Here is a 22,982-nt window from a genome sequence, read left to right as displayed (position 1 = left end):
ACTCTGGTTTTTGGCTCATTCAACTACATTACCATATTTTTTGGTGTCTCTGAACTTTTTTTGACCTGAATCCTTACCTCATGTCAGGCTAATTATTTCTCCTTTCCCTGGAACTCAAAGAAGTCCCGAACAATTTTTTTTCAACAATAAAGGAACAAATGGAGTCATATTTTAATTGGGTCAACAGGTAAAACATGAGTAATTTTACTCATTGACAATAGTGCTTTTAGCTTAACTTGTGAGTAATGCCGTATAACCGGCAGCCCCAGCTTCATCGATGATATGGGCGATCTTTTTCAGCAGCACTTTTTCCGTGACGATGACAAGCTTGCTGGCTTTCGGGGTCATGTGGGTTAGCTCTTGATGCGTTCTGTTACGACAATTCAAGGCAATACTCTATGGTTTTGCCTTGAACCCTATCTTTAACTTTATGCCAAAGATGGGCGAATTCACTACTACCCTCTGTTGAGAAAGATTGACTCAGATTAGCTGAAGCATTTTATAAAAAACACTTATCCTTTTGGCGCTATGATCACCATTCAACCAGCAAATCTAAGTATAAACTTAAGAATATTGTTCAAGGCGAAAGCATAGATGTCTGTCTTCTGTTCGACATCAATGTCAGGTTTGAGCGACCCAGTTTCTCTCTTTGAGACACTCTCCATTCACAGGTGAATTTCTGACAGGTATTTCCGTAGCGGCGGGCACTTTCCCGCCACCGCCACATACATTCGATCAGCATGGAGCGTACACAATGAACAAGTTTGACTCAACTAAACTGCAGACGAAATTTGACAACACCAGCGAAGGCTGGCTAGTGCAGGTATATAGCAGCGATCGCCGCCTGCTCTGCGTACTCGACTCGTCTCACGCCTGGACTTTTTTGTTGGGCTGTGGGTTTGATCTCCTACTGGCGGTGGGGTGGTTTAACCTCGCCAGTTACAGTCCAGCCACGACTTATGAACCGTCAACAGCTCCCCCTGAAATGTGGATTGATTAGCTCAGTCATTGCTAGAAGAGTGGTGTCCACGCAACTCCTGTTCCCGATTTGGCTGATCCCATACCGTCCTCGGTGCAATATCCGTGTATAGAGAAAATTCTGCGATCGCAATTTACACTGAATAGATATACGGGTTTTATGAGAATAAAAGGAAAACTTATGATTTGAATTTGAAATTATTTGGCAGAGCCATGTAAAGCGATCGCAAGTGTGTGCGAATTTAAGGATACACTTAAGTACATAGAATTTTGGCTCTTAATAGATATTGATCTATAGAAGTTACTGCGGGACAGCGACACCTTCTAGCCCCATTCGGAGAGCGGCCATCTCTGAATCCTCTGGCGACAGGTTTTTGCGTAACACCTGTCGCCAGGGTGGAAGCGCTGTACCCTTACTTCTTAAAGCTCACCGATCACAATAGTCGCTCTTCGTTAGAGGAGGCGGAAGGAGGTATTCGTGGATTTTTTGTCCTTGTTTTTAATGGACTTCGTTAAGCAGTTGCAGTCCCCAACACTGGGGTTTTTGATTGGTGGTATGGTCATTGCCGCCCTTGGTAGCGAATTGGTAATTCCAGAGGCGATTAATCAGATCATCGTCTTCATGCTGCTCATGAAAATCGGTCTGACCGGTGGTCAGGCGATCCGCAATTCCAACCTGACGGAGATGGTGATACCCGCAGCGTCTGCTGTAGCGGTAGGGGTTCTTGTTGTCTTCATCGCGCGCTATACGTTGGCCAAGCTGCCGAAGGTCAACACCATAGATGCGATTGCGACCGGGGGATTGTTTGGTGCTGTGAGTGGCTCTACCATGGCTGCAGCCCTGACACTACTGGAAGAACAAAAGATGCCATACGAGGCATGGGCTGCCGCACTCTATCCCTTCATGGATATCCCAGCGCTCGTAACGGCGATTGTGGTGGCCAACATTTATCTCAACCAGAAGAAGGGTAGTCCAGCAGCCCACTCTACCGTGCAGGAGTCTTTCAGCAAGCAGCCCGTTGCAGCAGGCGATTATCCCGATCAGCAAGATTATCCCCGCGGCCGGCAAGAGTATCTCAGCAAGCAGCAGAAGCCTGCGGATAATCGGGTCAAGATATGGCCGATCGTGCAGGAAAGCCTCCAGGGTCCTGCCCTATCGGCAATGTTGCTCGGCATTGCTCTTGGCCTGTTCACCCAGCCGGAAAGTGTCTATAAAACCTTCTACGACCCCCTCTTCCGCGGCTTGCTTTCGATCTTGATGCTGGTCATGGGTATGGAGGCTTGGTCAAGACTTGGCGAACTACGTAAGGTTGCCCAGTGGTACGTCGTGTATAGCGTAGTGGCACCGGTGGTGCATGGGTTCATCGCCTTCGGTCTCGGCATGATTGCCCACTACACCACAGGATTCAGCCTGGGCGGTGTTGTGATCCTGGCTGTTATTGCCGCCTCCAGTTCAGACATCTCAGGTCCGCCCACGTTGCGAGCCGGGATTCCGTCGGCCAATCCCTCCGCCTACATCGGCGCATCCACAGCCATCGGTACACCCATTGCGATCGGCTTGTGTATACCGCTCTTCCTCGGGCTGGCCCAGGCGATAGGCGGCAGCTAATCCCAGACGGGTCGCTGTCTGTCGGCGCTCCCTTGACCCGGCAGACCAAGCAACTCAATATATTAAGATCAACATACGTAGGTAAGGAGGTAATCAACATGCCCAAGCCAGCCAAAAAGCTTGTCATCGTCACGGAAAAGATTCTGCTCAAAAAGATCGTCAATATCATCGAAGAATCCGGGGCAACCGGTTATACGGTTCTGGAAACCGGCGGTAAAGGCAGTCGCAACGTGCGCTCGTCGGGACAACCTAGCGTTTCTGACATCACGGCGAATATAAAATTCGAGGTGCTCACCCCGGATCGGGATATGGCCGAGAATATTGCGGATCAGGTCGCAGTCAAGTTTTTCCTCGATTTTGCGGGCATGATCTATATCTGTGACGCCGAGGTACTGTACGGACACAGTTTCTGTGGACCAGACGGCTGTTGAATCGAGACGACACAGACCTCAAAAGCCGGGGCATGACCCCGGTTTTTAGTAGCCGTATTTCTGGCCTGCGGGACTTGGGTCTCAGTTGCAGTCCCCAACGCTCCGCTTTCTGATAGGTGGTATGGTCATTGCCGCTTTATCAAAATTTGAAACCGGAGCAATTTAAACGGAGATTTGGTGTCGAGATTCAAACGTTTAAAGAAATGCTTAACACTTGAGAACTATTCCGGGAATGAAAATCCTCAAGATAAACGAGGACGCCTTGATCGCCTTAACTCTTGAAGAACAAGTTTTAGTGGCCTTGGAATATTGGCGAGAATATCGAACCTATTTTCATAGGGAGACAAATTGGGGAGTATCCGGATCAACGATTTGCCGAATTGTAATTAACATTGAATCAACTTTAATGAAAACGGGAAAGTTTGGTATTCCTGGTGGGAAAAAAGCATTGTTCAAAGGTTTTGGGCGTCAGCAAAGTTGTGGTAATGGATGTCACAGAAACAGCTATCGAACGCCAAAAAAAAACAGTAAATATACTATTCAGTCAATAAAAAAAACACAGCCTAAAAATGCAAGCGGTCATTAATCAAGAAAGTAAACAGATTATTTGCCTAAATTTTGGACTGGGGCATTGCCACGATTTCAGCTTGTTTAAAAAAGCAATGTTCATTTCCATCCCTCAACCCATAGTTTACAAGATAGTTGCTATCCAGGGATAAAAGACGATCACTTTAATAGCTCGACTCCTAAAAAGACACCTAAAAATGCGAATCTTTCTCTTTTACAAAAAGACTACAATCGAGCTTGAACCCAGGAACTAATAGTGATTGAATATGTTAATAGGAGTCTAAAAGTTGTCAAAATTTTGTCAAGTCGTTATCGAAATCGTCGCCGCCGTTATGGTCTCCGTTGTAATTTGTTATCAGCACTTTACAATTATGAGTTAGCTCTCAGATCTAAAATTCAAAACCTTTAAGTCTAACATAGATTTTTTTTGCAGGAGGTCTAATATGAAATTACAGACTCGCCCCGGTACCAACAAAATCTCTAATGTTCAAATCGCTTTCATGGCGACAGAGGCGCTGTGGAATAATAAGTTGCGTACCAGTTTAACTATGCTGGGCGTAATTATTGGGATATCTTCGGTAATTGCCATTACTTCGGTGGGACAGGGAGTACAAAAATCAACTGAAGAACAGTTAAAGGCTTTGGGTACAAATGTGCTGTTGGTTTTATCCGGCGCTTCGCGATCGGGCGGTGTCAGTCAGGGAAGCGGTTCTGCTACTACTCTTACTTGGGATGACGCTAGGGCGATCGGCAAACAAGCTCCCGCAGTTAAGGCGATTTCGGCTTATTTGCAGCGCCAAGTGCAAGTCGTTTACGGCGGACAAAATTCATTTACTTCGATTTTGGGAACGGATTTAAACTATCCAGATGTGAAGAACATTCAACCCCAAGAAGGACGGTTTTTTAACGAGGATGAATTGAATGCTGCTGAGCCTGTAGTTGTCCTCGGTTCTAAGGTGCGGGACGAACTTTTTGGAGCGGGAGCTAATGCGCTATCCTCCGATATTCGTATTCAGGGAAACCGCTACAAGGTCATTGGAGTGATGGAAAGCAAGGGGTCTGTAGGGGGAACCGATCAGGACGATCGAGTGTATATTCCCCTCAAAAATATGTCGGCGCGGATTGTGGGGAGAAATTCTTTAGCGGGGATTGCAATATCGGGTTTTTGGTTGGAAACTGCGGGCGAAGCGGATTTAGCGGATGCTCAATTTCAAGTAGAAAATATTATGCGCTTGCGCCACAATATTTATCCGCCACAACCGGATGATTTTCGAGTTGTAAATCAAGCTGAGATAGTTAATACTTTTAGCAATGTGATCGGTTTATTTACGGTTATGGTGGGAGCGATCGCCGGAATTTCTTTGGTGGTTGGCGGTATCGGTATTGCTAATATTATGTTGGTGTCTGTTGTGGAACGGACTAAGGAAATCGGGATTCGCAAAGCGGTAGGCGCTACTAATGCAGCAATTCTCATTCAATTTATGGCGGAATCTATTTTAGTTTCCACGGTGGGGGGTACGGCGGGTATTGGGTTGGGAGTTGCGATCGCCTTTGGGGCCTCGACAGCATTCAAATTTCCATTTGTGGTTTCTGTCTGGTCGATCGCGGCAGGTTTTGGGCTGTCTTTTACTGTAGGCTTATTGGCGGGAGTATTGCCGGCTCGGAATGCGGCTCGCTTAGATCCGATCGCAGCTTTGCGGAATGATTGAAGTTAGTGACGATCGCCCCCGTTAAATTGAACACTCCTGGACGCACGAGTGGTCTGAAACCGGGGAAAGATGGACGATCGGACTTCGTTGTCGGCCACAGATTCGCTAACGGGACTTAGACCAAAATCACGTCTAAACTGGCGGCAAACTAAGACAGGTAAAGGATTTGAGCTTAACTTGGGTACATTCCAGAACTGACAAGGGTTTCAGCTCTGACGGGGTATCAAACTCTTTCCCTTACCTAGAGTGCGTTTCAGCTAGTTTAGGGGCTAGAAAATGTCTGAGTCCAATTAGAAATAATATACGCTTATTCAAATATAATAACAAAAACCCCTTATCCAACACGCAATTTCCATGTTAGAAGCATTGGTATTGGCAACAGTATTTTGCGGATTTTTTGGTATCATCTTTAAAAAGAACCTGCTCATGAAAATCGTCTGTATGGATGTCATGAGTACAGGGGTTATCGCCTATTACGTGGTGGTGGCATCGCGAGAAGGCTTGCTGACACCAATTATTTCAAAGGGGAAAAATGTTGTCGCTTACGCCGATCCGGTTCCCCAAGCGGTGATCTTAACGGCGATCGTGATCGGCTTTTCGATTCAGGCTTTAATGCTGGTCAGTGTGATGAAGCTGGCACGAGATAATCCGACATTAGAAAGTAACGAAATCGAGATGAATAATACCCCATGAATACCCTGACGCTAGCCTGGATTGGACTCCCGTTTTTTGTCGGGTTTACTATTTATTTGATTCCGAAGTTTGACAAGTATCTCGCAATATTCGGAGCGCTCGCGTCCGCTGCCTATGCGTTCCAGCTTTTTGTGATGCCGTCAGCGGTGACGCTGGAGTTACTGGATAATTTCAGTGTCACGTTGTTAGTCGATCGCTTGAGTGGCTATTTCATCTTAACCAATGCCTTAGTCACAGCAGCGGTGATTATCTACTGTTGGCCTACAGAGAAGACGGCATTTTTTTATGCACAGATTCTGATGGTACACGGCAGCCTGAATGCGGCCTTTGCCTCTACGGACTTTATCAGTTTATATGTAGGGTTAGAAGTCAGCGGGATTGCGGCTTTTCTGTTGATTGCCTATCCTCGCACCGATCGCTCGATTTGGGTAGGTTTGCGCTATCTATTTATTAGCAACACGGCAATGCTGTTTTATCTAGTCGGTGCCGTGCTGGTTTATAAGGCAAGTAATTCGTTTAGTTTTGCCGGCTTGGGCGCAGCACCCCCAGAGGCGATCGCTCTGATCTTTATGGGACTCTTGGTTAAGGGAGGTGTGTTTGTATCGGGGTTATGGCTACCGTTAACTCACTCGGAAGCAGAAACGCCAGTGTCGGCTTTGCTGTCAGGAATTGTCGTTAAAGCTGGGGTATATCCCCTCGTGCGCTGTGCGCTGATGGTGGAGGAGGTGGCACCCATCGTCCAGATTTTCGGAGTCGGGGCGGCGTTGATGGGCGTGTTCTATGGCATCTTTGAAAAGGATACCAAACGGATGCTGGCGTTCAGCACGGTTTCGCAGTTAGGTTGGATTCTCGTAGCCCCGGAAGTGGGAGGCTTTTATGCCCTAGCCCACGGCTTGGTTAAATCGGCGCTATTCCTGATTGCCGGTTCTTTACCCAGCCGCGACTTTAAGGAATTGCGACAAAACCCGATTAATACTGCGCTCTGGATTGCCTTAGTCGTGGCTAGCCTTTCGATCTCAGGCTTTCCCTTTTTGGTTGGCTTTGGGGCAAAGATGTTGACTTTGAAGAATTTGACACCCCCTTATGCGCTCGCCATGAATGTGGCAGCCGTAGGAACGGCTATCCTATTTGCTAAATTCATCTTTCTGCCCCGTGGTGGAGCAGCAAAATCAAAACCCGGTTTTTGGCCTGCGGTGTTGCTGTTGCTAGGTGGGCTGATTGCAGCCAATGCCTTTTATGTTGAGGCCTATACGCTGGACAATATGCTTAAGGCGATCGCCATCATCGGCGTTGGTTGGTTAGCCTATTTTCTAATTTTTCAACGCACGGCAATCAAACTGCCACGTATGCTTGAACAATTCGATCATTTGGTCGGTGTTATGAGCTTGATTTCGCTCCTACTATTCTGGATGGCATTCTCAACATGATTGGACAGCTAATATTAAGACTGACGATCTGGTTTCTACTCACAGCCGATTTTAGTTTGGCAAATATTGCGATCGGCTTCATCATTGCTTTCCTGTTGCCGCGCAGCTACGCACCCCCGGAACCTTTGAGGGAATGGTTGGGGGTGTTGGGTAAAATCTTCATGGCGATTCCGATAGCTTATATAGAAGCTTTTGAACTCATCCTCCGTCCCCACAGACACGAAGATGTGATCATGGAAAAAGTGCCAAACCATCGATCGCCCTTGCTGATATTCTTAGATGTCTTCCTGATAACTTTTACTCCTAAGACGATTGTCGTGAAATATCACGAAGAGGGTTTTTACGAAGTACACAGGGTGCGGCGGACTTCGAGTAATTAGCTGAAGTTTTTTCGGAATTATTTAACCGCAGAGAACGCAGAGAACGCAGAGAAGGGAGAAATAAATAAGTAGATAGGCGATAAAATACGTAAGTATGTCCGCAGTTAGTAAAAGTGCTCTATCGCAGGGGTTACGATACTTTACATTTTGTGACATACCCGAGTTTATTTACACGCTCGATATTGGATCATTCTCAAGAATCTGTAGGGGCGGGTTCACCAATAGCTTTAAAGATTGCAGACAGGTTAAATAAACCCGCCCCCACCCGCGAAACAGCCCGTCAAGAACAGGCATCCTGCCTGTTCCACAATGATGGCAGAGGTCTATTAAGTTGCACTATTCTCAAGAGTTTCTTGTGGGGTGTAGGGGGTTGGGCACGCGAGCCCGCCCCGATATTAAGTAAGAAAAAAGCAGGAGTGCACACAATTGAACAACTTAAACAACTTGATTCTAATTGCGATGATTTTGGCTCTGCTCATACCAATGTACGAGGTATGGAAAGATCATGATATCTGGCAGACAATGTTGGCTTTTGCCAGTATTTCGACCAAGGCGGCAATCATCGCTCTCGTCATATCCGTCTGGCGCGATGATTGGATGATCGGTGTGGTGGCGGCGATTATCCTCAGTGTGGGTAATGCTGGATTGATGTTGTTGGCACAAATAATCAAACGTATCAGTGAAGCATGATCGTAATAGATGTATTGAGCTATACCTGCATCGGTATAGGGATTTTTTTCTGGTTTTGGGGTACTTCTTACCTACTTGGGAAGCGATCGGTTTTATATAAACTGCACAGTCTTTCGGTAGCAGATACGCTGGGTTCGATCGCGATCGTCGTCGGATTGCTGCTGAAAATACCCAGTAAATGGCCCCTGCTGATTCTGGCGATCATTTGCTTAGCAATCTGGAACACAATGCTGGGATATGTGTTGGCCTATTGTTCCAAAACAGGGACTAACTATGAACGATAATAGCTACATTTATGTCCTCGTCGCTCTGCTACCCTTAGCTGCTGGTATGGTGGTATTTCAGGTCAATCCATACCACGCATTGCTACTGCGGGGGGTATTGGGAGCGATCGCCGCCTTGGTGTATACAATTTTAGGCGCGGGGGATGTGGGCTTGACCGAAGCCTTGATGGGTACTCTACTCGCGATTACACTTTATGCCGTGACGGTGCGTTCATCCTTCGTGCTGCGTCTGGGTGTAATCGAAGAGGGGACAGAGGGCGATGCTATACCAAACGGCAAAACCGCAGGTCATTTTAAGCAACTGATAGATGACATCCGCACAGTTTTTGAGAAACGCCATATGCGCCTGGAACTCGTTCCCTATGCGAGTGCACAGGCATTGCAGCGGGCGCTGATGGAAAAAGAAGTTCATGCAGCTTGTTCCCCAGAAGACCAACTAGAACACAGCGGCGAAGCGCAACTTTATAACACCGCAATCAGAGTTCGGCGTGTCTACGACATCATGCAAACCGAACTTTCATCACCAGGGACAACCCTAACCTATGTAAATACACCTGACGCAGAGGACAAGCATTGATGAAGTGGGTTTACTTTTTATCAGGGATAGCGCTGTTTGTCAAAATGCTGCTAATCACCAATCCAACAATGGAGTTATCGCAGCAAAGTTCGATCGTCGAATTGGTTGTTCAAGATAGTGGAGTATCCAATGCGGTTTCCGGTATCATTTTGCGAAATCGGCTGTACGACACGATCTTTGAAGTTGTGGTATTTACCATCGCCATCTTGGGTGCAAGTTTTATGCTAGCCAATGAACAGCCGTCCTGCGCCATATATCAGTTTACCGATCAACCATCGATTATTTTGGCGCGATTGGGAGCGACGATTGCGGCCTTGGTGGGTGTCGAACTAGCAATTCGCGGGCATTTAAGTCCAGGGGGTGGTTTTGCCGCGGGTGTAGCGGGGGGAACTGCGATCGGCTTGGTGGCGATTACCTCATCACCGCAGTGGATGCAAGAAATCTACCAGCGCTGGCACGCCGCGACTTTGGAGAAGGTTTCGGTACTTGTTTTCATTGTATTGTCCGTTATCACTCTGTCAGGATATGAGTTACCGCACGGAGAGTTAGGCACACTTTTCAGCGGTGGCATTCTCCCCTTGCTCAATATCCTGGTTGCAGTCAAAGTCGCATTAGGATCGTGGGCGGTGCTGTTAGTATTTATTCGCTATCGCGGATTGCTATGACAAATTTTCCGATCTCAAATCCATTGGCATCGAAATTATTCATCTCTCTCAATCTCTGACTCTGTGTCCTCTGTGTTCTCTGTGGTTTAATCATTCCGCAACAACCGTAAACGATATTTTACGTTGATAAGCCTTACGCACGAGTAGTCAGAAACCGGGTTTTTTTGCGAGGTCAAAAACCCGGTTTCTTTGCTTTTGATAAGAAATTCCTGTGAAGTCATCTGCGTTTATCTGCGTGCATCAGCGGTTAAAAAATACCAATATCCAAGATATCAGCTTACACTAAACCAGCTCCAAAAATCTGATTTGCAGTCAGGTTCAAATCGGGAAAAGTTTGCGACACAATGCGATCGTTCTCTCGAAACTTGAGGATTTGATATTCACCATCAACCAAGTTACAGACAGAAATTGTCGGTTGTTTAGGATTGCCAATAAAATTACGTCCACCCAACGCAGCATAATCCACAATCCAATATTCAGCCATACCCATCTCCTCATAATCAGCATATTTCAAATAGTAATCATCGCGCCAATTGGTTGACACAACCTCAATTACCAACGGTATCGATCCACCCAAACTGAGGACAGATTGTTTTTGCCACAATGTTTCGTTCACCAGATTTGCACGATTTAGCACCAACACATCGGGGAAATACCCAGAATCTTTTTCAGGAGGTCTAACTATCGCTTGGTTGGGGATACTGTATGGCAATCCCAGACGATCGATTGCAACGGAAACTTTGATTGTAAGAAAGCCTTTAACTTCCTCGTGTTCGCCTACTGGTTGTGCCATCTCAACAATATCTCCATTATGCAGTTCGTAGCGTACCCCCGAATTTTCAGGTAGCCACTCCACAAATTCCTCGAAGTTTACGAGTTTGGGTAAAGCTTGAGTCATAGGTTTTCAGAAATACCGATAATATCAATTATATCTCTATCTATCTGCGTTTATCTGCGTGCATCAGCGGTTACAAATTCCAACTCTGCCAGCCTTGCTAGATTCAGACAATTTAAAATGCTGGATTTGATCGGACGCTTTTCATCCCAAAATACAAGTGCTGAATAAAAGTTAATTGCTGTCGGTGAATTCAAAAGCTCAAAAGTTTGACGTGCAACTCTCTCGCTGTCAAAGCTGAGAAAGTAAACAGTATCATCGAAGATTGCAGGTTTATTAGCGATTTCACCTATCAACCTAAAATCCAATTTTTTATAAAGCCCGCAAATCGCAATTTTCCAAGGTTGGAAGCTATAATGGCCTACTCCAAAAATCGAAAAGCGAGGGTTATTTTGGTAAATTTTGCTTTTGCGATTATCTAGATATTGCCCGCACTTCTCTAGATAACATCCGGTTTTAGGAGCTATAGTTTTGATATTTTCGGTTGATTCACCGATATTTTTTTGAGTAACTAGGATATATCGATCGGTAGTATTAATGCGATTTTGAGCAACATCCGATCCTTTAAGTAGCGGAAATAGATAAGTTTCCTCAAGCTCGACAGTTGCCCCAAATCCATTAACAAACAAATTATCAATTTTCCGAAACTCCATCACGCTCGAACAGTCATGCTTTACACCAGATCGCCATTTTGCACCTGAATTCACCGCATATAAATCACTCAATTTACTAAAAGCATCTATATCTTTAACCAGGAGATTGTTGTGATATCCGATTCGATGGGAGTCAGAACTTTCTAAACTGCTAAATACATCGCAGAAGTAGTTTTGTGAACTTAAGTCAAACTTGCAGAATAACAGACAGGCATCAACATTTGCATCAAAATACTTTTTAGCATCTATTTTGTAAGTTGCACAGCTAGCGAGATTAAGTTTTTTTGAATGAATGTAACTCAATAACTTTCGGGCAACGGAAGTCTTGCAAAGCATTGCCAGAGTGGCGTCACGATTTTGCAACCATTGTATCGCATGGATCAGCATCCATTCTGATATATCGAAGTTACTTTTACCTGTTAGTGCATCTAAGCCAGTGTGCTTTTGAAAATTAGTTTTTTTCGGCAAGTTTTCACTGCCAATAGTTCCTTGTTGTGAGTTTGTTACCCAAGGAAAGTTGCCAAGTACCAGCACCCTATGATTGAATTGGTTGATTAATGATGTCCAGTCAAATTCAAAAAAATCTCCGTGCTTAACCTCACATCTTTCATCCTCTAACAATTCATGCTTAGCTGTTAATTCTCTTAAATAACTTTGATTGATTTCAACCCCGATAATATGGCTGGCGGATGGAAACGAATTTGCAGCAGCTTTAATGAAATTACCTATGCCGCAAGTTGGCTCAATGATGACTTTGGGGTTAACATTAAGTTCTCTCAATTTCCGACACACCATCTCGGCTAATTCCAGCGGTGTCTGAAAATCCCCATATTCTAGTTTGGTTTGGCGATCGTTGGAACTCATCGGTTAGATTGATAAACTGCGATAACCCCTTCCTGTTGTCCAGCACGCTCAATGACTCTTCCATACTGAAGTCGCCATTGCAACGCATTAGAAATGGTCAAAAAACCTTGCAAGGGTGGGTTTCTCAGTATTTCGTCGGCAATGTTACCTGCTTCAATTTCGTCAACAGGTAAATTTTTGTCAAACATGAAAGCAAGCAAATCATCTTTATTGCCTTCATTATCTAAAATATTGCGAATTCCACGGGTCATTTGGAAATCTGCTGTTCTTTCGGCACTCACGTAAATTGTATGCAAAATATTCAGGGTGGCAATTCGGAGCGAACTGTTGTCTGTCTTTTCGTAAACAAAGATAATCAGTGAATATCCCAGCCCAAAAATCTTTTGCCTTGCAGATTTGAAAGGACATGACGACTGCGGTTGCCTAATGCTTGTTACCTTCACGTCAACTAATATCCCTGGGAAATCGATGCCGCTTGCTGAATTGCCATCTATAAATTCATATTTTTGCTTGAGATAGAGTCTGAACTTTTGCTCCAAATATGTCCCAACAGCCTTTCCGTCTGTGATGCCGTAAAGCAGTGGTTCCGGGTGTTGAGACTCGGCTGCTGAAAATATTGCCGCCTCAGAACAAAGAATTTCTACGGTCAGAGTCGTCATTTTGATGAACCACCAGATTATTTAATTGGCTGACCAATTAAACGATATCATCAAAGATCGCAGGTTTATTAGCTATTTCACTTATCAACCTGAAATCCAATTTTTTATAAAGTCCACAAGTTATTGTGCGACTTATGCTGTAACCATTTCGGGTTTGATATCAGGTGATGCTGGCTCAAAATACAACACCATGATTTGCTCTGGATGCAACCCGATAGATTCATAAGTGCGTCCGTTGCGATCGCTAAATTCCACCTCAAACGCTGCACCATCAGCCAACAGTTCCACCACAGTCCCTACTTGTCCGCGCCAGAGATTGTATTCAGGAACATCAACTGTCAAGGCAACGACATCGAGTAATTTAATTGTATTCTTTGCCACTTTTATTACCTCCAGACATTACAGAGGATAGCAGGTTGTTAATCTCGGAATCTCGGAATCATGCTCAATGACTTCAAATCTACATTCAAGCAAACAGCAAGTTTTCTACTAGAGCTTTAGGTTCTGGGAGAGATTTACCATCTACCTGATATTCTTCAACTAAAAGCTCTAATACCTCTACAGCATTCTGCAAAGCTTCTTCGTAGGTATCTCCGTGAGTGTGGAACTTCTGAGATGGAAAATCAGGTAAGTGAACTAGGTAGCAGTTATCTTCATCCGACCATTGAATAACAATTATATAAGGTAATTTCATGATTCAGATTCCTCTTCTTCAATTGCTTTCAATATTCCAATTTTTCGATTAACTTCTCTCTCTAAATACAGTTTCGCATCATCGCCATCATTTCCAGCAATGGTAATTGGTTCATGATAGTAGTAAAGGATGAACCCATCTTGTATGACTGCCTTTTGCCGAACGATAAGTAAACCCAGCTTTTAGCAACAGGCTTTTGAGTTCTCTAATCTTTTTGGGCATAAGCAGACATTAAAAATGTGGCAAGGTGACGGGAACACTTTCATCATATCCCAGAAAGTTTCGATCGACCTTTCCCAAAAAAACGCACAAAACAATGCACCCACTCCTCAAAGAAGTGGGTGCAAAACGACCAACTGTATTTTGAGCTAAAAACTCAAAACTCCCTTAATAAGCGTCTTGCAATTCGTAGAAATCAGGGGAAATGTAATCTTTCCGCAGCGGCCAGCCTACCCAATCTTCGTTCATCAAAATCCGTTTCAGATTCGGATGTCCTTCGTAGACAATGCCGTACATATCGTAGGATTCCCGCTCTTGAAAGTCTGCTGCTTTCCAAATCCAGTAGACTGATGGCACTCTAGGATCTTCGCGGGGGATGAATACTTTGACGCGGACTTCTTCAGGCTTGGAAGCATTGTCTGTCAGTTTAACCAAGTGGTAGACGCTGACTAAATCTTCTCCCGGCCCTTGGTCGTAGGCGCACTGGCACTGCATATAATTAAACCCGTAGGCATACAGTGCTGTTGACATCGGAATTAAGAAGTCTCGATCGACCTTTAATATCTCCACGCCCAAATTATCGGCCGCTAAAGCTTCGTGTTCAAAGCCATTTTGAGTCAACCACTGGGAAACCTTCCCGGCTTCAACAATTGCAGATTCTGTCTCAGCCACGGTTTACCTCCTGTTTTTGTCCTGCAAGCAGGGCCGGCGGTACAGGCATTCCCATTGCTTCTGTCAATTCCTTCGGCGGCGCTATCCGGCCTGGAATAGACAAGTATTTGCCGTCCAAGATGTCGGCTACTACTTTCATTTTGTGGGGTCTGGTGTAGTAGCGGTGGGTTGGCAGCAAATTGGCCCGTTCTTGCATAGAATCGTTGGCGATTTTTTTCCGCAGTTTGATAATTGCGTCAATAATCGCTTCTGGGCGGGGGGGACAGCCGGGGATGTACACGTCTACGGGAATCAGTTTGTCAACGCCTCTGACTGCTGTGGGGGAGTCTACGCTGAACATTCCGCCGGTGATGGTGCAAGCGCCCATGGCGATGACGTATTTGGGTTCCGGCATTTGTTCGTACAGCCGCACCAAGATGGGGGCGTACTTCATGGTAATTGTGCCGGCGGTGATGATCAAGTCGGCTTGCCGGGGGCTCGATCGCGGTACTAAGCCGAATCTGTCGAAGTCGAAGCGCGAACCGATCAAAGCTGCAAATTCGATGAAGCAGCAGGCGGTGCCGAAAAGCAGCGGCCACAGGCTCGAAAGTCTCGCCCAATTGTAGAGGTCATCCACTGTTGTCAGGATGACGTTCTCTGAGAGTTGTGATGTGACTTCCGGGCGAATAGCGGGGTTGACAATTAGAGGTTTTTGTGATTTGTCAGAACTTAAGACCATTCCAAGGCTCCTTTGCGCCATGCATAGACAAGAGCAATAACGAGGATCGTGATAAAAAACAAGGCTTCGATGAAAGCCAACAGTCCTAGCTGGTTGAAAGCAACCGCCCAAGGATAGAGGAAGACGGTCTCTACGTCGAAGATGACGAAGACCAGGGCGAACATATAATATCGGATGTTGAACTGAATCCAGGCTCCGCCGATCGGCTCGACGCCGGATTCGTAGGTAGTGCGCCGGTCGTAGGGACGACTTTTGGGCCGCAGAACCTTAGACGCCGTGAGGGCGAGGATAGGGACTAGGCTGGAAATTAACAGGAAGCCTAAGAAATACTCGTAGCCGCTGAGTGCAAACACGGTGAATAATTACTGCCTAGGTGAAAGGGTTCTGTAACTTGTCTGTTACATTATATAGATTTTGGGTAGCTAAAATTACGAGTTGGTTGAGATTAATCCTCCATCTTCTGCAATAATTTTTAATGTATATTCTAATATTGTAACTGCCTGTGGAAGACGGGTGGCTGCCTGTGGACGCTAAGTAAGACCATCATCGACGCTTTGTGTCGAACACCCAAGTGGTGTCCCTAACGTGGCATCGGCGGTTGAGACGGGAAACCTCGAAGACGAATAAGACCGTCCTAATAGGAGTTTTAGTTGGAATCCCCAACTATAACGAAGTTTAGTTGAGGTACTTCACGATTAGCTGACCTACTCTTTTGGATTTATGAGCGATCGAGCCACGGAGACTAATACCCTCGATCGGCACGAGTGCCGAGCCTGCGGCTACGTCTACAATCCTAAAAAGGGCGATCCTAAAAATGCAATTGCCCCTGGCACTGCTTTTACAGATGTGACCCCGACTTGGGTCTGTCCCGTTTGCGGGGCGCGCAAGTCGATGTTTCAAAATCTCGGTCAGATGGAAGGGGTATCGGGATTTAAGGCAAATCAGCGCTACGGTGTCGGTGTCAACGGCATGACCGAAGGTCAGAAAAGTTTGCTGATTTTTGGCGGCTTGGTCGTTGGTTTCTTGTTTTTACTTAGTATGTATGGTTTGCAGTAAGACGATTGTGAGATTTTGGCAACGAATTGTAATGTTATTGGCGGCTGCGCTCATCTGTACGAGTTGCAGCACCATCGGTGCTGTGAGTTACAACCCCTGGCAAGTGATTTCCTTGCCGACGGAAGCTAATTTGCAGGATATTGCCTTTACGGGCAATCCTCAGCACGGCTGGGTTGTGGGTTCTGAGGCGACTTTGCTCGAAACCCTTGACGGTGGCACTAGCTGGAAGTCTGTAGGACTGGATATCGACGATCCGAGGTCGCGTTTTGCATCGGTGAGTTTTTCAGGTTCCGAAGGCTGGATTGTCGGCCAGCCTTCTGTTTTGCTCCATACAGAAGATGAGGGCAAGTCTTGGACGCGGATTGCTTTGAGCTCTCAGTTGCCCGGTTCTCCGAGTACGATCGCGGCATTGGGCCCGAATTCCGCCGAGATGACGACCGATGTCGGGGCGATTTACCGGACTTCCGACGGCGGCAAAAATTGGAAAGCTGTCGTGCAGGATTCTTTTGGGGTAGTTCGCAATATCAACCGTTCTGAAGACGGGCAGTATGTTGCGGTTTCCTCGAAGGGCAATTTCTACTCGGTGTGGAAACCCGGACAAGAAGCTTGGGAACCTCACAACCGCAATAGTTCTCGCCGCCTGCAAAATATGGGCTTTACCAAGGATGGGCGTTTGTGGATGCTCGCCCGTGGTGGTCAAATTCAGTTTAGCGACCCGTCCAATCCTGAAGGTTGGGGAAAACCGTTTTTTCCCGATCGCAAGGCGAGTTGGGGTTTGCTGGACATGGCTTACCGGACTGATAATGAAGTTTGGGTAGCCGGCGGCGGCGGCAATTTGCTGTGCAGTTTGGACGGCGGGAAAACTTGGCTAAAAGACCGCGAAGTTGAAGATGTTCCCGCTAATTTTTACAGGATTGTCTTTATGGGCCCCGATCGCGGATTTGTGATCGGCGCGAGCGGTACTCTACTTAAATATCAAGGTTCAGCGCAAGCGGCTTGATAGTAGAATAGTAATAGAGATTGTCTGTCAATTTGTTGTTGAAAGGAGGATTCTAAATGGCTGGTACAACTGGAGAACGTCCGTTTGGGGACATTATTACAAGTATCCGTTATTGGGTAATTCACAGCATCACCATTCCGGCTTTGTTTATTGCTGGATGGCTGTTTGTGCAAACGGGTTTGGCTTACGATGCTTTCGGAACTCCTCGCCCTAACCAGTATTTCACACCGCAGCGGGAAGAAGTGCCGATTATCTCGGATCGCTTTGAAGCTAAGAAACAAGTAGATCAGTTCATTGCCAAGTAATTTAACAAGGATTTGGAAAAATGACGAGTAGAACCCCAAATAATGAGCCAATTTCGTATCCGATTTTTACGGTGCGCTGGTTGGCCGTTCATACTTTAGGTGTCCCAACAATTTTCTTTTTGGGCGCGATCGCAGCAATGCAATTTATTCAACGATAGGAGTTTACAATGCCTGAGCGCGTTCCTAATCCCAACGAGCAGCCTGTTGAGTTAAACCGGACTTCTTTGTATCTGGGTTTGTTGCTGATTTTTGTTTTGGGTATTTTGTTTTCCAGTTATTTCTTTAATTAACTGGTGTCTGAGTTGGCTTTCGATAGTTCGATCGAATTTGTTTAGCTGTACATTAGTGAGGTGATGGCTATGTTTAGTGAAAGTGGCAGAATTCCTTTGTGGCTGGTAGCTACTGTTGCAGGCCTCGGTGCTCTGAGCGTTTTGGCTCTTTTCTTCTACGGTGCTTATGCCGGTTTGGGTTCTTCGATGTAAGGAGAATCAAGCTGATTTTCGGCTTTTAACCCCCCTTCAAAAAGGGGGGTTTTGATTATGCGAAGTTTGTTGCTAAATCTGGGATAAATGTTATCGAAAGTGTGGATATTTTGACAAGTTTATGAGAATTTAATCCTAGTTGTGAGATGGGGATTTTTTGTGGTTGGGTGGAGATTTGCTCAAGGAAATGCTCGCCTTGCGGGTTCACCAATCACCCCAAAATCGATCGCCACTAGCCAACGATCGCCCTGAGAGTGGGCCCGATCGTGAAAATAGCGAAAACTTGCGAGTAGAATAGTGCAAGAGCCGATCGCTCGATCGTAGTGCACAGCGAAATATGACCCCACCGCCGCCGCCCCGCAAACCTCAAACCGTCTTGGGTGCGATTACCCAAGCAGTCCAGACTATTGCTAAGGTTAATTTTAACCAGCTAGCGCTGAAACCAAACGCCAAAGTACCCGAACTGTGGGTACAGGATGCGGGTGCAGCTAAAGCTGAGGTTTATCCGCTGTTGGGCGATCGATATCTGTTAGGTCGATCGTCCAAATCTTCAGATATAGTAGTTCGCAATCCCGTTGTCAGTCACGTGCACTTATCCCTGTCGCGGGATAGTCGGCGGCGGACTCCTTTTGTCATCAAAGATGAAGACTCCACAAACGGCATTTACAATGGCAAAAGGCGAGTTAAAAGTATGTCCCTGCGTCACGGAGACGTGTTCACTTTAGGGCCGCCGGAACTAGCCGCCGCTGTCAGAATTCAATTCGTATATCCGCCGCCTTGGTATTTGCAACTTCTGCGTTACAGCTTTTATGGCGTAAGCGGAATCACCGCTTTGATTGCCGTGTTGGTAGGCATGGAATCCACAAAGTTTCAAGTGCGGCCTCTGCCGAGAAGTATCAATGGCCCCGTGATTGTTTACGCCCGCGATGGGCAAACTCCGCTGCGTCCTCCTCAGAATAACGCTCACTTAGAATTAAAGCAATTGCAGGATTTTTCGCCTTATTTATCCAAGGCGGTACTTGCTTCGGAAGACAGCCGCTACAATTGGCATTTGGGGGTAGATCCGATCGGAGTTTTGCGCGCGCTTTTGACCAATGTTCGCGGGGGAGGAATTCGCGAAGGCGGCAGCACTGTGACGCAGCAGTTAGCGAGGAGTTTGTTTCGAGATTATGTGGGAACTCAAGATTCGGCAGGGCGCAAGTTACGGGAAGCTGTAGTTGCCTTGAAACTGGAGAATTATTACAGCAAAGACGAACTGTTGCTGACTTATTTGAATCGCGTGTTTTTGGGAATTGACCTTTACGGTTTTGAGGATGCGGCTCGGTTTTATTTTGGGAAGTCGGCGAAGGATTTAACTTTGTCAGAGGCGGCAACTTTGGCGGGCATTTTGCCGGCGCCAAACAGTTTTAATCCGATTCAAAATTATCAGTTGGCGGTGCAGTATCGCGATCGAGTGATCGAACGGATGCGCGCACTGGGGACGATTTCTCAGGAAGAAGCCGATCGCGCGAGGCGATCGCGAATTGAGATCAATCCTAAAGCTCGCCAATATCTGCAAAGTACGATCGCTCCTTATTTCTACAGTTATGTATTTGACGAATTGGAGTTTTTGCTGGGGGAGCAGTTAGCCAGAGAAGGCAATTTTATTGTAGAAACAGGTTTGAATCCCGGCCTGCAAAAAGTGGCTGAAGCTTCCCTCAGAAATGCTGTTGAAAATGCCGGAGCAAGTGCTGGCTTTTCTCAAGGAGCCGTGGTAACTCTCAACAGTACAACCGGGGAAGTCTTAGCTTTAGTTGGGGGCGTAGATTACTTGAAAAGTCAGTTTAATCGGGCTACCCAAGCTTTGAGACAGCCCGGTTCTACATTTAAGATTTTCACCTATGCAGCCGCCCTGGAACGGGGAATCTCACCCGATAAAACTTATTCTTGCGCTCCCCTTTCCTGGGGAGGACAAAGTTATAGTGGTTGCGAAAGAACCAGCGGTAATGCTGATATGTATCGCGGCTTGGCATTGTCGGAAAATGCAATTGCTTTGCGAATAGCACAACAAGATGTCGGTTTAGACAATGTGGTGCAAATGGCCAGACGTTTGGGGATTACTTCTGAACTGCGTTCTAATCCTGGTTTAGTATTAGGTGAAAGTGAAGTTAATGTGTTGCAATTAACGGGTGCTTTCGGGGTTTTGGCAAATCGGGGTTTGGGCAATCGCCCCCACGTAATCAAGCGAATTATTGACAGCAGCGATTGCAAAGATCGAAATGATTTTAACAGTTGCCGGGTGATTTATGAGTATCAAAAAGATGGCATTGCCAATCGGCAGTTAGTTTCCGAAGGCGTAGCGGATACGATGACTGATATGCTGCAAGGTGTGGTGCGGGGAGGTACGGGTAGCAGTGCTGCTTTGGGGTTGGGAGAAGCTGGAAAAACAGGCACGACTAATGATAATAGAGATTTGTGGTTTGTGGGTTATATTCCGAGTCAGCAACTGGTGACAGGAGTTTGGTTGGGAAATGATGATAATTCTCCGACTGCGGGAGGTAGTTCAAATGCCGCTCAGTTGTGGGGGGAGTATATGCGGCAGGTGGCGCGTTAAGTCATTAGTCATTAGTCATTAGTCATTAGTCATTAGTCATTAGTCATTAGTTAGTGGTTGGTTGTTAGGAATGAGAATTAAATAACTTCCACTCTTGAAAGTTGGATGGGCGTCCCGCCCGTCCTTTTTGGACGGGCGAGACGCCCATCCCACAATAACAATTAAAATTGTAAGTTATTTAATTCGCGATCCTTAGTTGTTGGCGAGCATAACTAATCGCCAAAAATAGATTTAGCAGTAAGGTGCGCGGCCCGGCGCACCCTACGAGGATTTAGGGGCAATTTCCCCGCTTATTCTACAGTCTGAGAAACGGGCCGACAGCCAGACAATATCGAGTGCAAATTGACGACATTTCCGATTACCGCGATCGCAGGTGCTGCAAATCCGACCGCCTCAACTTGCTCTACAATTGTACCCAAAGTGCCGATCAATTCTTCTTGTTCGGGCCGCGTTCCCCAGCGCACTAATGCTATGGGCGTTTCTGCACTCAATTGGGCTGCTGTTAACTGGCCGATAATGTAAGGCAAATTGTGGATTCCCATGTATACTACAATGGTTTCGGAGCCGCGGGCGATCGCCTGCCAATTTACCTCCGGCCGATATTTTCCCGCTGATTCGTGACCGGTGACAAAGGTGACAGAGGAACTGTAAGCTCGATGTGTTAAAGGAATTCCCGCATAAGCAGGGGCCGCAATCCCAGAAGTTACGCCGGGGACTACTTCTACTGACACTCCAGCTTTTACCAACTCTTCCATTTCTTCGCCACCGCGGCCGAAGATAAACGGATCGCCGCCTTTGAGACGAACTACGATCGCATTATCTCCAGCTTTTTCTATCATTAACTGAGTTGTTTCGTCCTGCATTAACGAGTGACGCCCTTTGCGTTTTCCGGCATCAATTCGTTCTGCTTCGGGGTTGATTGCTGCCAAAATTTGAGGGCTGACTAAAGCGTCGTAAATCACCACATCCGCACACTCTAACAAAGCTTTTCCCTTCAAGGTCATCAAACCCGGATCTCCGGGCCCCGCACCTACTAAATACACTTTTCCTAAAGACATTTTTCTTGCTTCCTTTACCTCTTCTGTGCCTCTGCGGTTCATTTTTGAATTAAATTCCCAATTAAGTCTGCTAATTGTACACTTGGGCCTAGAGGATTTGCGAGATGAAGTTCCGTCGCAGGAAATTGCTGCTTTAGCTGTGCTACATTTTTGGCGATCGCATCTGTAATTCCTCCATTAAATAAGAAGTATGGCACAATCCCTATTTGCTGCTGTCCACCACGAACCAAACTCTCAATTTGTTCTGACAAACTCGGCTTTACCGACCAATAAGCTGTCTGTGCACCGAGTTTGCTGGCGATTTCCTCAACTGTCGAGTTACCTCCGGGGCGACGGCTACCGTGAGATAATAAAATCCATTTTGGCAATAGCAGATTGGGGAGAAAAGTCACCTCTTGCATCTGACTTTTTACCAATTGTGTTAAGCCTGCTTCCTGGGAACCTAAATGCGGGCGCAATTCAATTTTTAGCTTGTCACCAAAAGTTTTTTGGGCAATTTCGACCTCTGCCGGTATGTCTTCGGCGACGTGAACTCCCGGCAATAAAAATACAGGCAGGATTTGCAATTCTGTCAGTCCCAGCGACAGGGTACGTTCGCCAAAACTGCAAATTTGTTCGTGCAGCGGTGCGGGGCCGAGTTCTAAGGTGGCGGTTGCTACTGCTGGGAACGAGTCAGCCAAATTTTGAGACAGCAGTTGACCTAGGTTTTCCAAAGCTAGTTGGGGTCTGGGGTCACGGCTGCCGTGAGAAACTAATAAATAGGTGGATGAGCGCAATTTCAATATAGATTGGATGTTAATGTTCGATCGGGATTTCAAATAATTATAACACCGTGGGGCGCGTGACTTAAAAATACTCAACACTCAACCCGAATATTCCGACTCACGCACCTGGAACAACTTAACCAAGGTGCGCGGTTTGAAAATTACTTAATACTGGGCTTAAATCTTCTAAGCCCCACACCCTACGAAATAATGGGCGGGGCTTAAAAATTACTTAATACTGGGCTTAAATCTTCTAATAGGATCGCGAATTAAATAACTTACAATTTTAATTGTTATTGTGGGATGGGCGTCCCGCCCGTCCTTTTTAGACGGGCGGGAC

The 22,982-nt window shown here is 46.2% G+C and carries 29 protein-coding genes and 2 pseudogenes; 20 read left to right on the top strand and 11 right to left on the bottom strand.

Annotated features, from left to right (window positions below; translation table 11 throughout):
• Positions 1-754: 754 nt before the first annotated feature.
• The 12 genes and pseudogenes from QUB10_RS30040 to QUB10_RS29985 all read left to right on the top strand — a co-directional run bounded on the left by QUB10_RS30040 (position 755) and on the right by QUB10_RS29985 (position 10,010).
• The gene (locus QUB10_RS30040; RefSeq protein WP_333206846.1) at positions 755-1,000 is read left to right on the top strand and encodes a hypothetical protein; all 246 of its coding nucleotides are present in this window, start codon (positions 755-757) and stop codon (positions 998-1,000) included.
• 456 nt (positions 1,001-1,456) lie between these two features.
• Positions 1,457-2,587, top strand: coding sequence for a sodium-dependent bicarbonate transport family permease (locus tag QUB10_RS30035; protein WP_333206845.1), 1,131 nt, complete (start codon positions 1,457-1,459; stop codon positions 2,585-2,587).
• 98 nt (positions 2,588-2,685) lie between these two features.
• Complete coding sequence (locus QUB10_RS30030; RefSeq protein WP_333206844.1) at positions 2,686-3,018, top strand: P-II family nitrogen regulator; 333 nt, start codon at positions 2,686-2,688, stop codon at positions 3,016-3,018.
• 128 nt (positions 3,019-3,146) lie between these two features.
• Positions 3,147-3,994: pseudogene (locus tag QUB10_RS30025) on the top strand (transposase family protein).
• Between the two features lie 34 nt (positions 3,995-4,028).
• Positions 4,029-5,294 carry an ABC transporter permease gene (locus tag QUB10_RS30020; RefSeq protein ID WP_333206843.1) on the top strand — a complete coding sequence of 422 codons (1,266 nt, stop codon included), beginning with the start codon at positions 4,029-4,031 and terminating at the stop codon, positions 5,292-5,294.
• Positions 5,295-5,648: 354 nt separating this feature from the next.
• Positions 5,649-5,987, top strand: coding sequence for an NADH-quinone oxidoreductase subunit K (locus tag QUB10_RS30015; protein ID WP_333052085.1), 339 nt, complete (start codon positions 5,649-5,651; stop codon positions 5,985-5,987).
• The gene (locus QUB10_RS30010; protein ID WP_333206842.1) at positions 5,984-7,414 is read left to right on the top strand and encodes a cation:proton antiporter; all 1,431 of its coding nucleotides are present in this window, start codon (positions 5,984-5,986) and stop codon (positions 7,412-7,414) included. The genes QUB10_RS30015 and QUB10_RS30010 overlap by 4 nt, the downstream gene beginning before the upstream one ends.
• Entirely contained in the window at positions 7,411-7,794 is a 384-nt protein-coding gene (locus tag QUB10_RS30005; protein WP_333206841.1) for a Na+/H+ antiporter subunit E, read from the top strand. Before QUB10_RS30010 ends, QUB10_RS30005 begins: the two co-directional genes overlap by 4 nt.
• Positions 7,795-8,253: 459 nt before the next feature.
• Entirely contained in the window at positions 8,254-8,484 is a 231-nt protein-coding gene (locus QUB10_RS30000; RefSeq protein WP_333052300.1) for a hypothetical protein, read from the top strand.
• Positions 8,481-8,768, top strand: coding sequence for a monovalent cation/H(+) antiporter subunit G (locus QUB10_RS29995; RefSeq protein ID WP_333206840.1), 288 nt, complete (start codon positions 8,481-8,483; stop codon positions 8,766-8,768). The genes QUB10_RS30000 and QUB10_RS29995 overlap by 4 nt, the downstream gene beginning before the upstream one ends.
• Positions 8,758-9,345, top strand: a complete 588-nt coding sequence (locus QUB10_RS29990) for a DUF4040 domain-containing protein (RefSeq protein WP_333206839.1) — start codon at positions 8,758-8,760, stop codon at positions 9,343-9,345. Before QUB10_RS29995 ends, QUB10_RS29990 begins: the two co-directional genes overlap by 11 nt.
• On the top strand, positions 9,345-10,010 hold the full coding sequence (locus tag QUB10_RS29985; RefSeq protein WP_333206847.1) for a Na(+)/H(+) antiporter subunit B: 666 nt from the start codon (positions 9,345-9,347) through the stop codon (positions 10,008-10,010). The genes QUB10_RS29990 and QUB10_RS29985 overlap by 1 nt, the downstream gene beginning before the upstream one ends.
• 277 nt (positions 10,011-10,287) lie before the next feature.
• Here the strand turns inward: QUB10_RS29985 and QUB10_RS29980 are convergent, their stop codons facing one another.
• The 9 genes and pseudogenes from QUB10_RS29980 to ndhC all read right to left on the bottom strand — a co-directional run bounded on the left by QUB10_RS29980 (position 10,288) and on the right by ndhC (position 15,737).
• Entirely contained in the window at positions 10,288-10,908 is a 621-nt protein-coding gene (locus QUB10_RS29980) for a Uma2 family endonuclease (RefSeq protein WP_333206838.1), read from the bottom strand.
• Between the two features lie 50 nt (positions 10,909-10,958).
• The gene (locus QUB10_RS29975) at positions 10,959-12,422 is read right to left on the bottom strand and encodes a class I SAM-dependent methyltransferase (protein ID WP_333206837.1); all 1,464 of its coding nucleotides are present in this window, start codon (positions 12,420-12,422) and stop codon (positions 10,959-10,961) included.
• The gene (locus QUB10_RS29970; protein WP_333206836.1) at positions 12,419-13,081 is read right to left on the bottom strand and encodes a restriction endonuclease; all 663 of its coding nucleotides are present in this window, start codon (positions 13,079-13,081) and stop codon (positions 12,419-12,421) included. Before QUB10_RS29970 ends, QUB10_RS29975 begins: the two co-directional genes overlap by 4 nt.
• Positions 13,082-13,213: 132 nt before the next feature.
• The gene (locus QUB10_RS29965) at positions 13,214-13,462 is read right to left on the bottom strand and encodes a DUF4926 domain-containing protein (protein ID WP_333206835.1); all 249 of its coding nucleotides are present in this window, start codon (positions 13,460-13,462) and stop codon (positions 13,214-13,216) included.
• A gap of 85 nt (positions 13,463-13,547) precedes the next feature.
• The gene (locus tag QUB10_RS29960; protein ID WP_333206834.1) at positions 13,548-13,775 is read right to left on the bottom strand and encodes a type II toxin-antitoxin system HicB family antitoxin; all 228 of its coding nucleotides are present in this window, start codon (positions 13,773-13,775) and stop codon (positions 13,548-13,550) included.
• A pseudogene (locus QUB10_RS29955) lies at positions 13,772-13,997 on the bottom strand (type II toxin-antitoxin system HicA family toxin). The gene QUB10_RS29960 and the pseudogene QUB10_RS29955 overlap by 4 nt, the downstream one beginning before the upstream one ends.
• Positions 13,998-14,162: 165 nt before the next feature.
• The gene (locus QUB10_RS29950) at positions 14,163-14,666 is read right to left on the bottom strand and encodes an NAD(P)H-quinone oxidoreductase subunit J (protein ID WP_333206833.1); all 504 of its coding nucleotides are present in this window, start codon (positions 14,664-14,666) and stop codon (positions 14,163-14,165) included.
• Entirely contained in the window at positions 14,659-15,384 is a 726-nt protein-coding gene (gene ndhK / locus QUB10_RS29945; RefSeq protein WP_333206832.1) for a photosynthetic/respiratory NAD(P)H-quinone oxidoreductase subunit K, read from the bottom strand. The genes QUB10_RS29950 and ndhK overlap by 8 nt, the downstream gene beginning before the upstream one ends.
• On the bottom strand, positions 15,375-15,737 hold the full coding sequence (gene ndhC, locus QUB10_RS29940) for a photosynthetic/respiratory NAD(P)H-quinone oxidoreductase subunit C (protein WP_006635500.1): 363 nt from the start codon (positions 15,735-15,737) through the stop codon (positions 15,375-15,377). The genes ndhK and ndhC overlap by 10 nt, the downstream gene beginning before the upstream one ends.
• 367 nt (positions 15,738-16,104) lie before the next feature.
• Between ndhC and QUB10_RS29935 the strand changes: the two genes are divergently transcribed.
• The 8 genes from QUB10_RS29935 (at position 16,105) to QUB10_RS29900 (ending at position 20,820) form a co-directional block, all read left to right on the top strand.
• Positions 16,105-16,440, top strand: a complete 336-nt coding sequence (locus tag QUB10_RS29935) for a rubredoxin (RefSeq protein ID WP_333206831.1) — start codon at positions 16,105-16,107, stop codon at positions 16,438-16,440.
• The gene (locus tag QUB10_RS29930; protein WP_333153627.1) at positions 16,427-17,440 is read left to right on the top strand and encodes a photosynthesis system II assembly factor Ycf48; all 1,014 of its coding nucleotides are present in this window, start codon (positions 16,427-16,429) and stop codon (positions 17,438-17,440) included. Before QUB10_RS29935 ends, QUB10_RS29930 begins: the two co-directional genes overlap by 14 nt.
• A gap of 56 nt (positions 17,441-17,496) precedes the next feature.
• Entirely contained in the window at positions 17,497-17,745 is a 249-nt protein-coding gene (psbE, locus tag QUB10_RS29925) for a cytochrome b559 subunit alpha (protein WP_006635503.1), read from the top strand.
• Positions 17,746-17,765: 20 nt separating this feature from the next.
• Positions 17,766-17,903 carry a cytochrome b559 subunit beta gene (gene psbF / locus QUB10_RS29920; protein WP_006635504.1) on the top strand — a complete coding sequence of 46 codons (138 nt, stop codon included), beginning with the start codon at positions 17,766-17,768 and terminating at the stop codon, positions 17,901-17,903.
• A gap of 9 nt (positions 17,904-17,912) precedes the next feature.
• Positions 17,913-18,035 (top strand): photosystem II reaction center protein L, encoded by a 123-nt coding sequence (locus QUB10_RS29915; protein WP_015176850.1) that lies wholly within the window; start codon positions 17,913-17,915, stop codon positions 18,033-18,035.
• Between the two features lie 69 nt (positions 18,036-18,104).
• A complete protein-coding gene (locus QUB10_RS29910; protein WP_333126925.1) occupies positions 18,105-18,227 on the top strand; it encodes a photosystem II reaction center protein J in 123 nt (40 codons plus the stop codon).
• A gap of 157 nt (positions 18,228-18,384) precedes the next feature.
• Positions 18,385-18,525: a hypothetical protein gene (locus tag QUB10_RS29905; protein ID WP_333206830.1), complete on the top strand. Its 141-nt coding sequence runs from the start codon at positions 18,385-18,387 to the stop codon at positions 18,523-18,525.
• 39 nt (positions 18,526-18,564) lie between these two features.
• Complete coding sequence (locus QUB10_RS29900; RefSeq protein WP_333206829.1) at positions 18,565-20,820, top strand: transglycosylase domain-containing protein; 2,256 nt, start codon at positions 18,565-18,567, stop codon at positions 20,818-20,820.
• A 290-nt stretch (positions 20,821-21,110) separates the two neighbouring features.
• Here QUB10_RS29900 and cobA read toward each other — a convergent pair whose 3' ends face one another.
• Complete coding sequence (cobA, locus tag QUB10_RS29895) at positions 21,111-21,920, bottom strand: uroporphyrinogen-III C-methyltransferase (protein ID WP_333206828.1); 810 nt, start codon at positions 21,918-21,920, stop codon at positions 21,111-21,113.
• Positions 21,917-22,660, bottom strand: coding sequence for a sirohydrochlorin chelatase (locus QUB10_RS29890; RefSeq protein WP_333206827.1), 744 nt, complete (start codon positions 22,658-22,660; stop codon positions 21,917-21,919). The genes cobA and QUB10_RS29890 overlap by 4 nt, the downstream gene beginning before the upstream one ends.
• Between the last annotated feature and the right edge of the window lie 322 nt (positions 22,661-22,982).

This window comes from Microcoleus sp. B5-D4 (genome assembly GCF_036705145.1).
In the GTDB taxonomy this organism is placed as follows: domain Bacteria; phylum Cyanobacteriota; class Cyanobacteriia; order Cyanobacteriales; family Microcoleaceae; genus Microcoleus.
This window is presented reverse-complemented; position numbering and strand designations above follow the sequence as displayed.

What these genes read in the sequence shown, in the direction of transcription:
- QUB10_RS30010 (WP_333206842.1), top strand. Translation starts at nt 5,984, where the DNA reads ATGAATACCCTGACGCTAGCCTGGATTGGACTCCCGTTTTTTGTCGGG.
- QUB10_RS29975 (WP_333206837.1), bottom strand. Translation starts at nt 12,422, where the DNA reads ATGAGTTCCAACGATCGCCAAACCAAACTAGAATATGGGGATTTTCAG.
- QUB10_RS29995 (WP_333206840.1), top strand. Translation starts at nt 8,481, where the DNA reads ATGATCGTAATAGATGTATTGAGCTATACCTGCATCGGTATAGGGATT.
- QUB10_RS29930 (WP_333153627.1), top strand. Translation starts at nt 16,427, where the DNA reads ATGGTTTGCAGTAAGACGATTGTGAGATTTTGGCAACGAATTGTAATG.
- QUB10_RS29970 (WP_333206836.1), bottom strand. Translation starts at nt 13,081, where the DNA reads ATGACGACTCTGACCGTAGAAATTCTTTGTTCTGAGGCGGCAATATTT.
- QUB10_RS29910 (WP_333126925.1), top strand. Translation starts at nt 18,105, where the DNA reads ATGTTTAGTGAAAGTGGCAGAATTCCTTTGTGGCTGGTAGCTACTGTT.
- QUB10_RS29985 (WP_333206847.1), top strand. Translation starts at nt 9,345, where the DNA reads ATGAAGTGGGTTTACTTTTTATCAGGGATAGCGCTGTTTGTCAAAATG.
- ndhK (WP_333206832.1), bottom strand. Translation starts at nt 15,384, where the DNA reads ATGGTCTTAAGTTCTGACAAATCACAAAAACCTCTAATTGTCAACCCC.
- QUB10_RS30000 (WP_333052300.1), top strand. Translation starts at nt 8,254, where the DNA reads ATGATTTTGGCTCTGCTCATACCAATGTACGAGGTATGGAAAGATCAT.
- QUB10_RS29915 (WP_015176850.1), top strand. Translation starts at nt 17,913, where the DNA reads ATGCCTGAGCGCGTTCCTAATCCCAACGAGCAGCCTGTTGAGTTAAAC.
- QUB10_RS30015 (WP_333052085.1), top strand. Translation starts at nt 5,649, where the DNA reads ATGTTAGAAGCATTGGTATTGGCAACAGTATTTTGCGGATTTTTTGGT.
- psbE (WP_006635503.1), top strand. Translation starts at nt 17,497, where the DNA reads ATGGCTGGTACAACTGGAGAACGTCCGTTTGGGGACATTATTACAAGT.
- QUB10_RS30005 (WP_333206841.1), top strand. Translation starts at nt 7,411, where the DNA reads ATGATTGGACAGCTAATATTAAGACTGACGATCTGGTTTCTACTCACA.
- QUB10_RS30040 (WP_333206846.1), top strand. Translation starts at nt 755, where the DNA reads ATGAACAAGTTTGACTCAACTAAACTGCAGACGAAATTTGACAACACC.
- QUB10_RS29900 (WP_333206829.1), top strand. Translation starts at nt 18,565, where the DNA reads ATGACCCCACCGCCGCCGCCCCGCAAACCTCAAACCGTCTTGGGTGCG.
- QUB10_RS30030 (WP_333206844.1), top strand. Translation starts at nt 2,686, where the DNA reads ATGCCCAAGCCAGCCAAAAAGCTTGTCATCGTCACGGAAAAGATTCTG.
- QUB10_RS29935 (WP_333206831.1), top strand. Translation starts at nt 16,105, where the DNA reads ATGAGCGATCGAGCCACGGAGACTAATACCCTCGATCGGCACGAGTGC.
- psbF (WP_006635504.1), top strand. Translation starts at nt 17,766, where the DNA reads ATGACGAGTAGAACCCCAAATAATGAGCCAATTTCGTATCCGATTTTT.
- QUB10_RS30020 (WP_333206843.1), top strand. Translation starts at nt 4,029, where the DNA reads ATGAAATTACAGACTCGCCCCGGTACCAACAAAATCTCTAATGTTCAA.
- QUB10_RS29960 (WP_333206834.1), bottom strand. Translation starts at nt 13,775, where the DNA reads ATGAAATTACCTTATATAATTGTTATTCAATGGTCGGATGAAGATAAC.
- cobA (WP_333206828.1), bottom strand. Translation starts at nt 21,920, where the DNA reads ATGAACCGCAGAGGCACAGAAGAGGTAAAGGAAGCAAGAAAAATGTCT.
- QUB10_RS29990 (WP_333206839.1), top strand. Translation starts at nt 8,758, where the DNA reads ATGAACGATAATAGCTACATTTATGTCCTCGTCGCTCTGCTACCCTTA.
- QUB10_RS29980 (WP_333206838.1), bottom strand. Translation starts at nt 10,908, where the DNA reads ATGACTCAAGCTTTACCCAAACTCGTAAACTTCGAGGAATTTGTGGAG.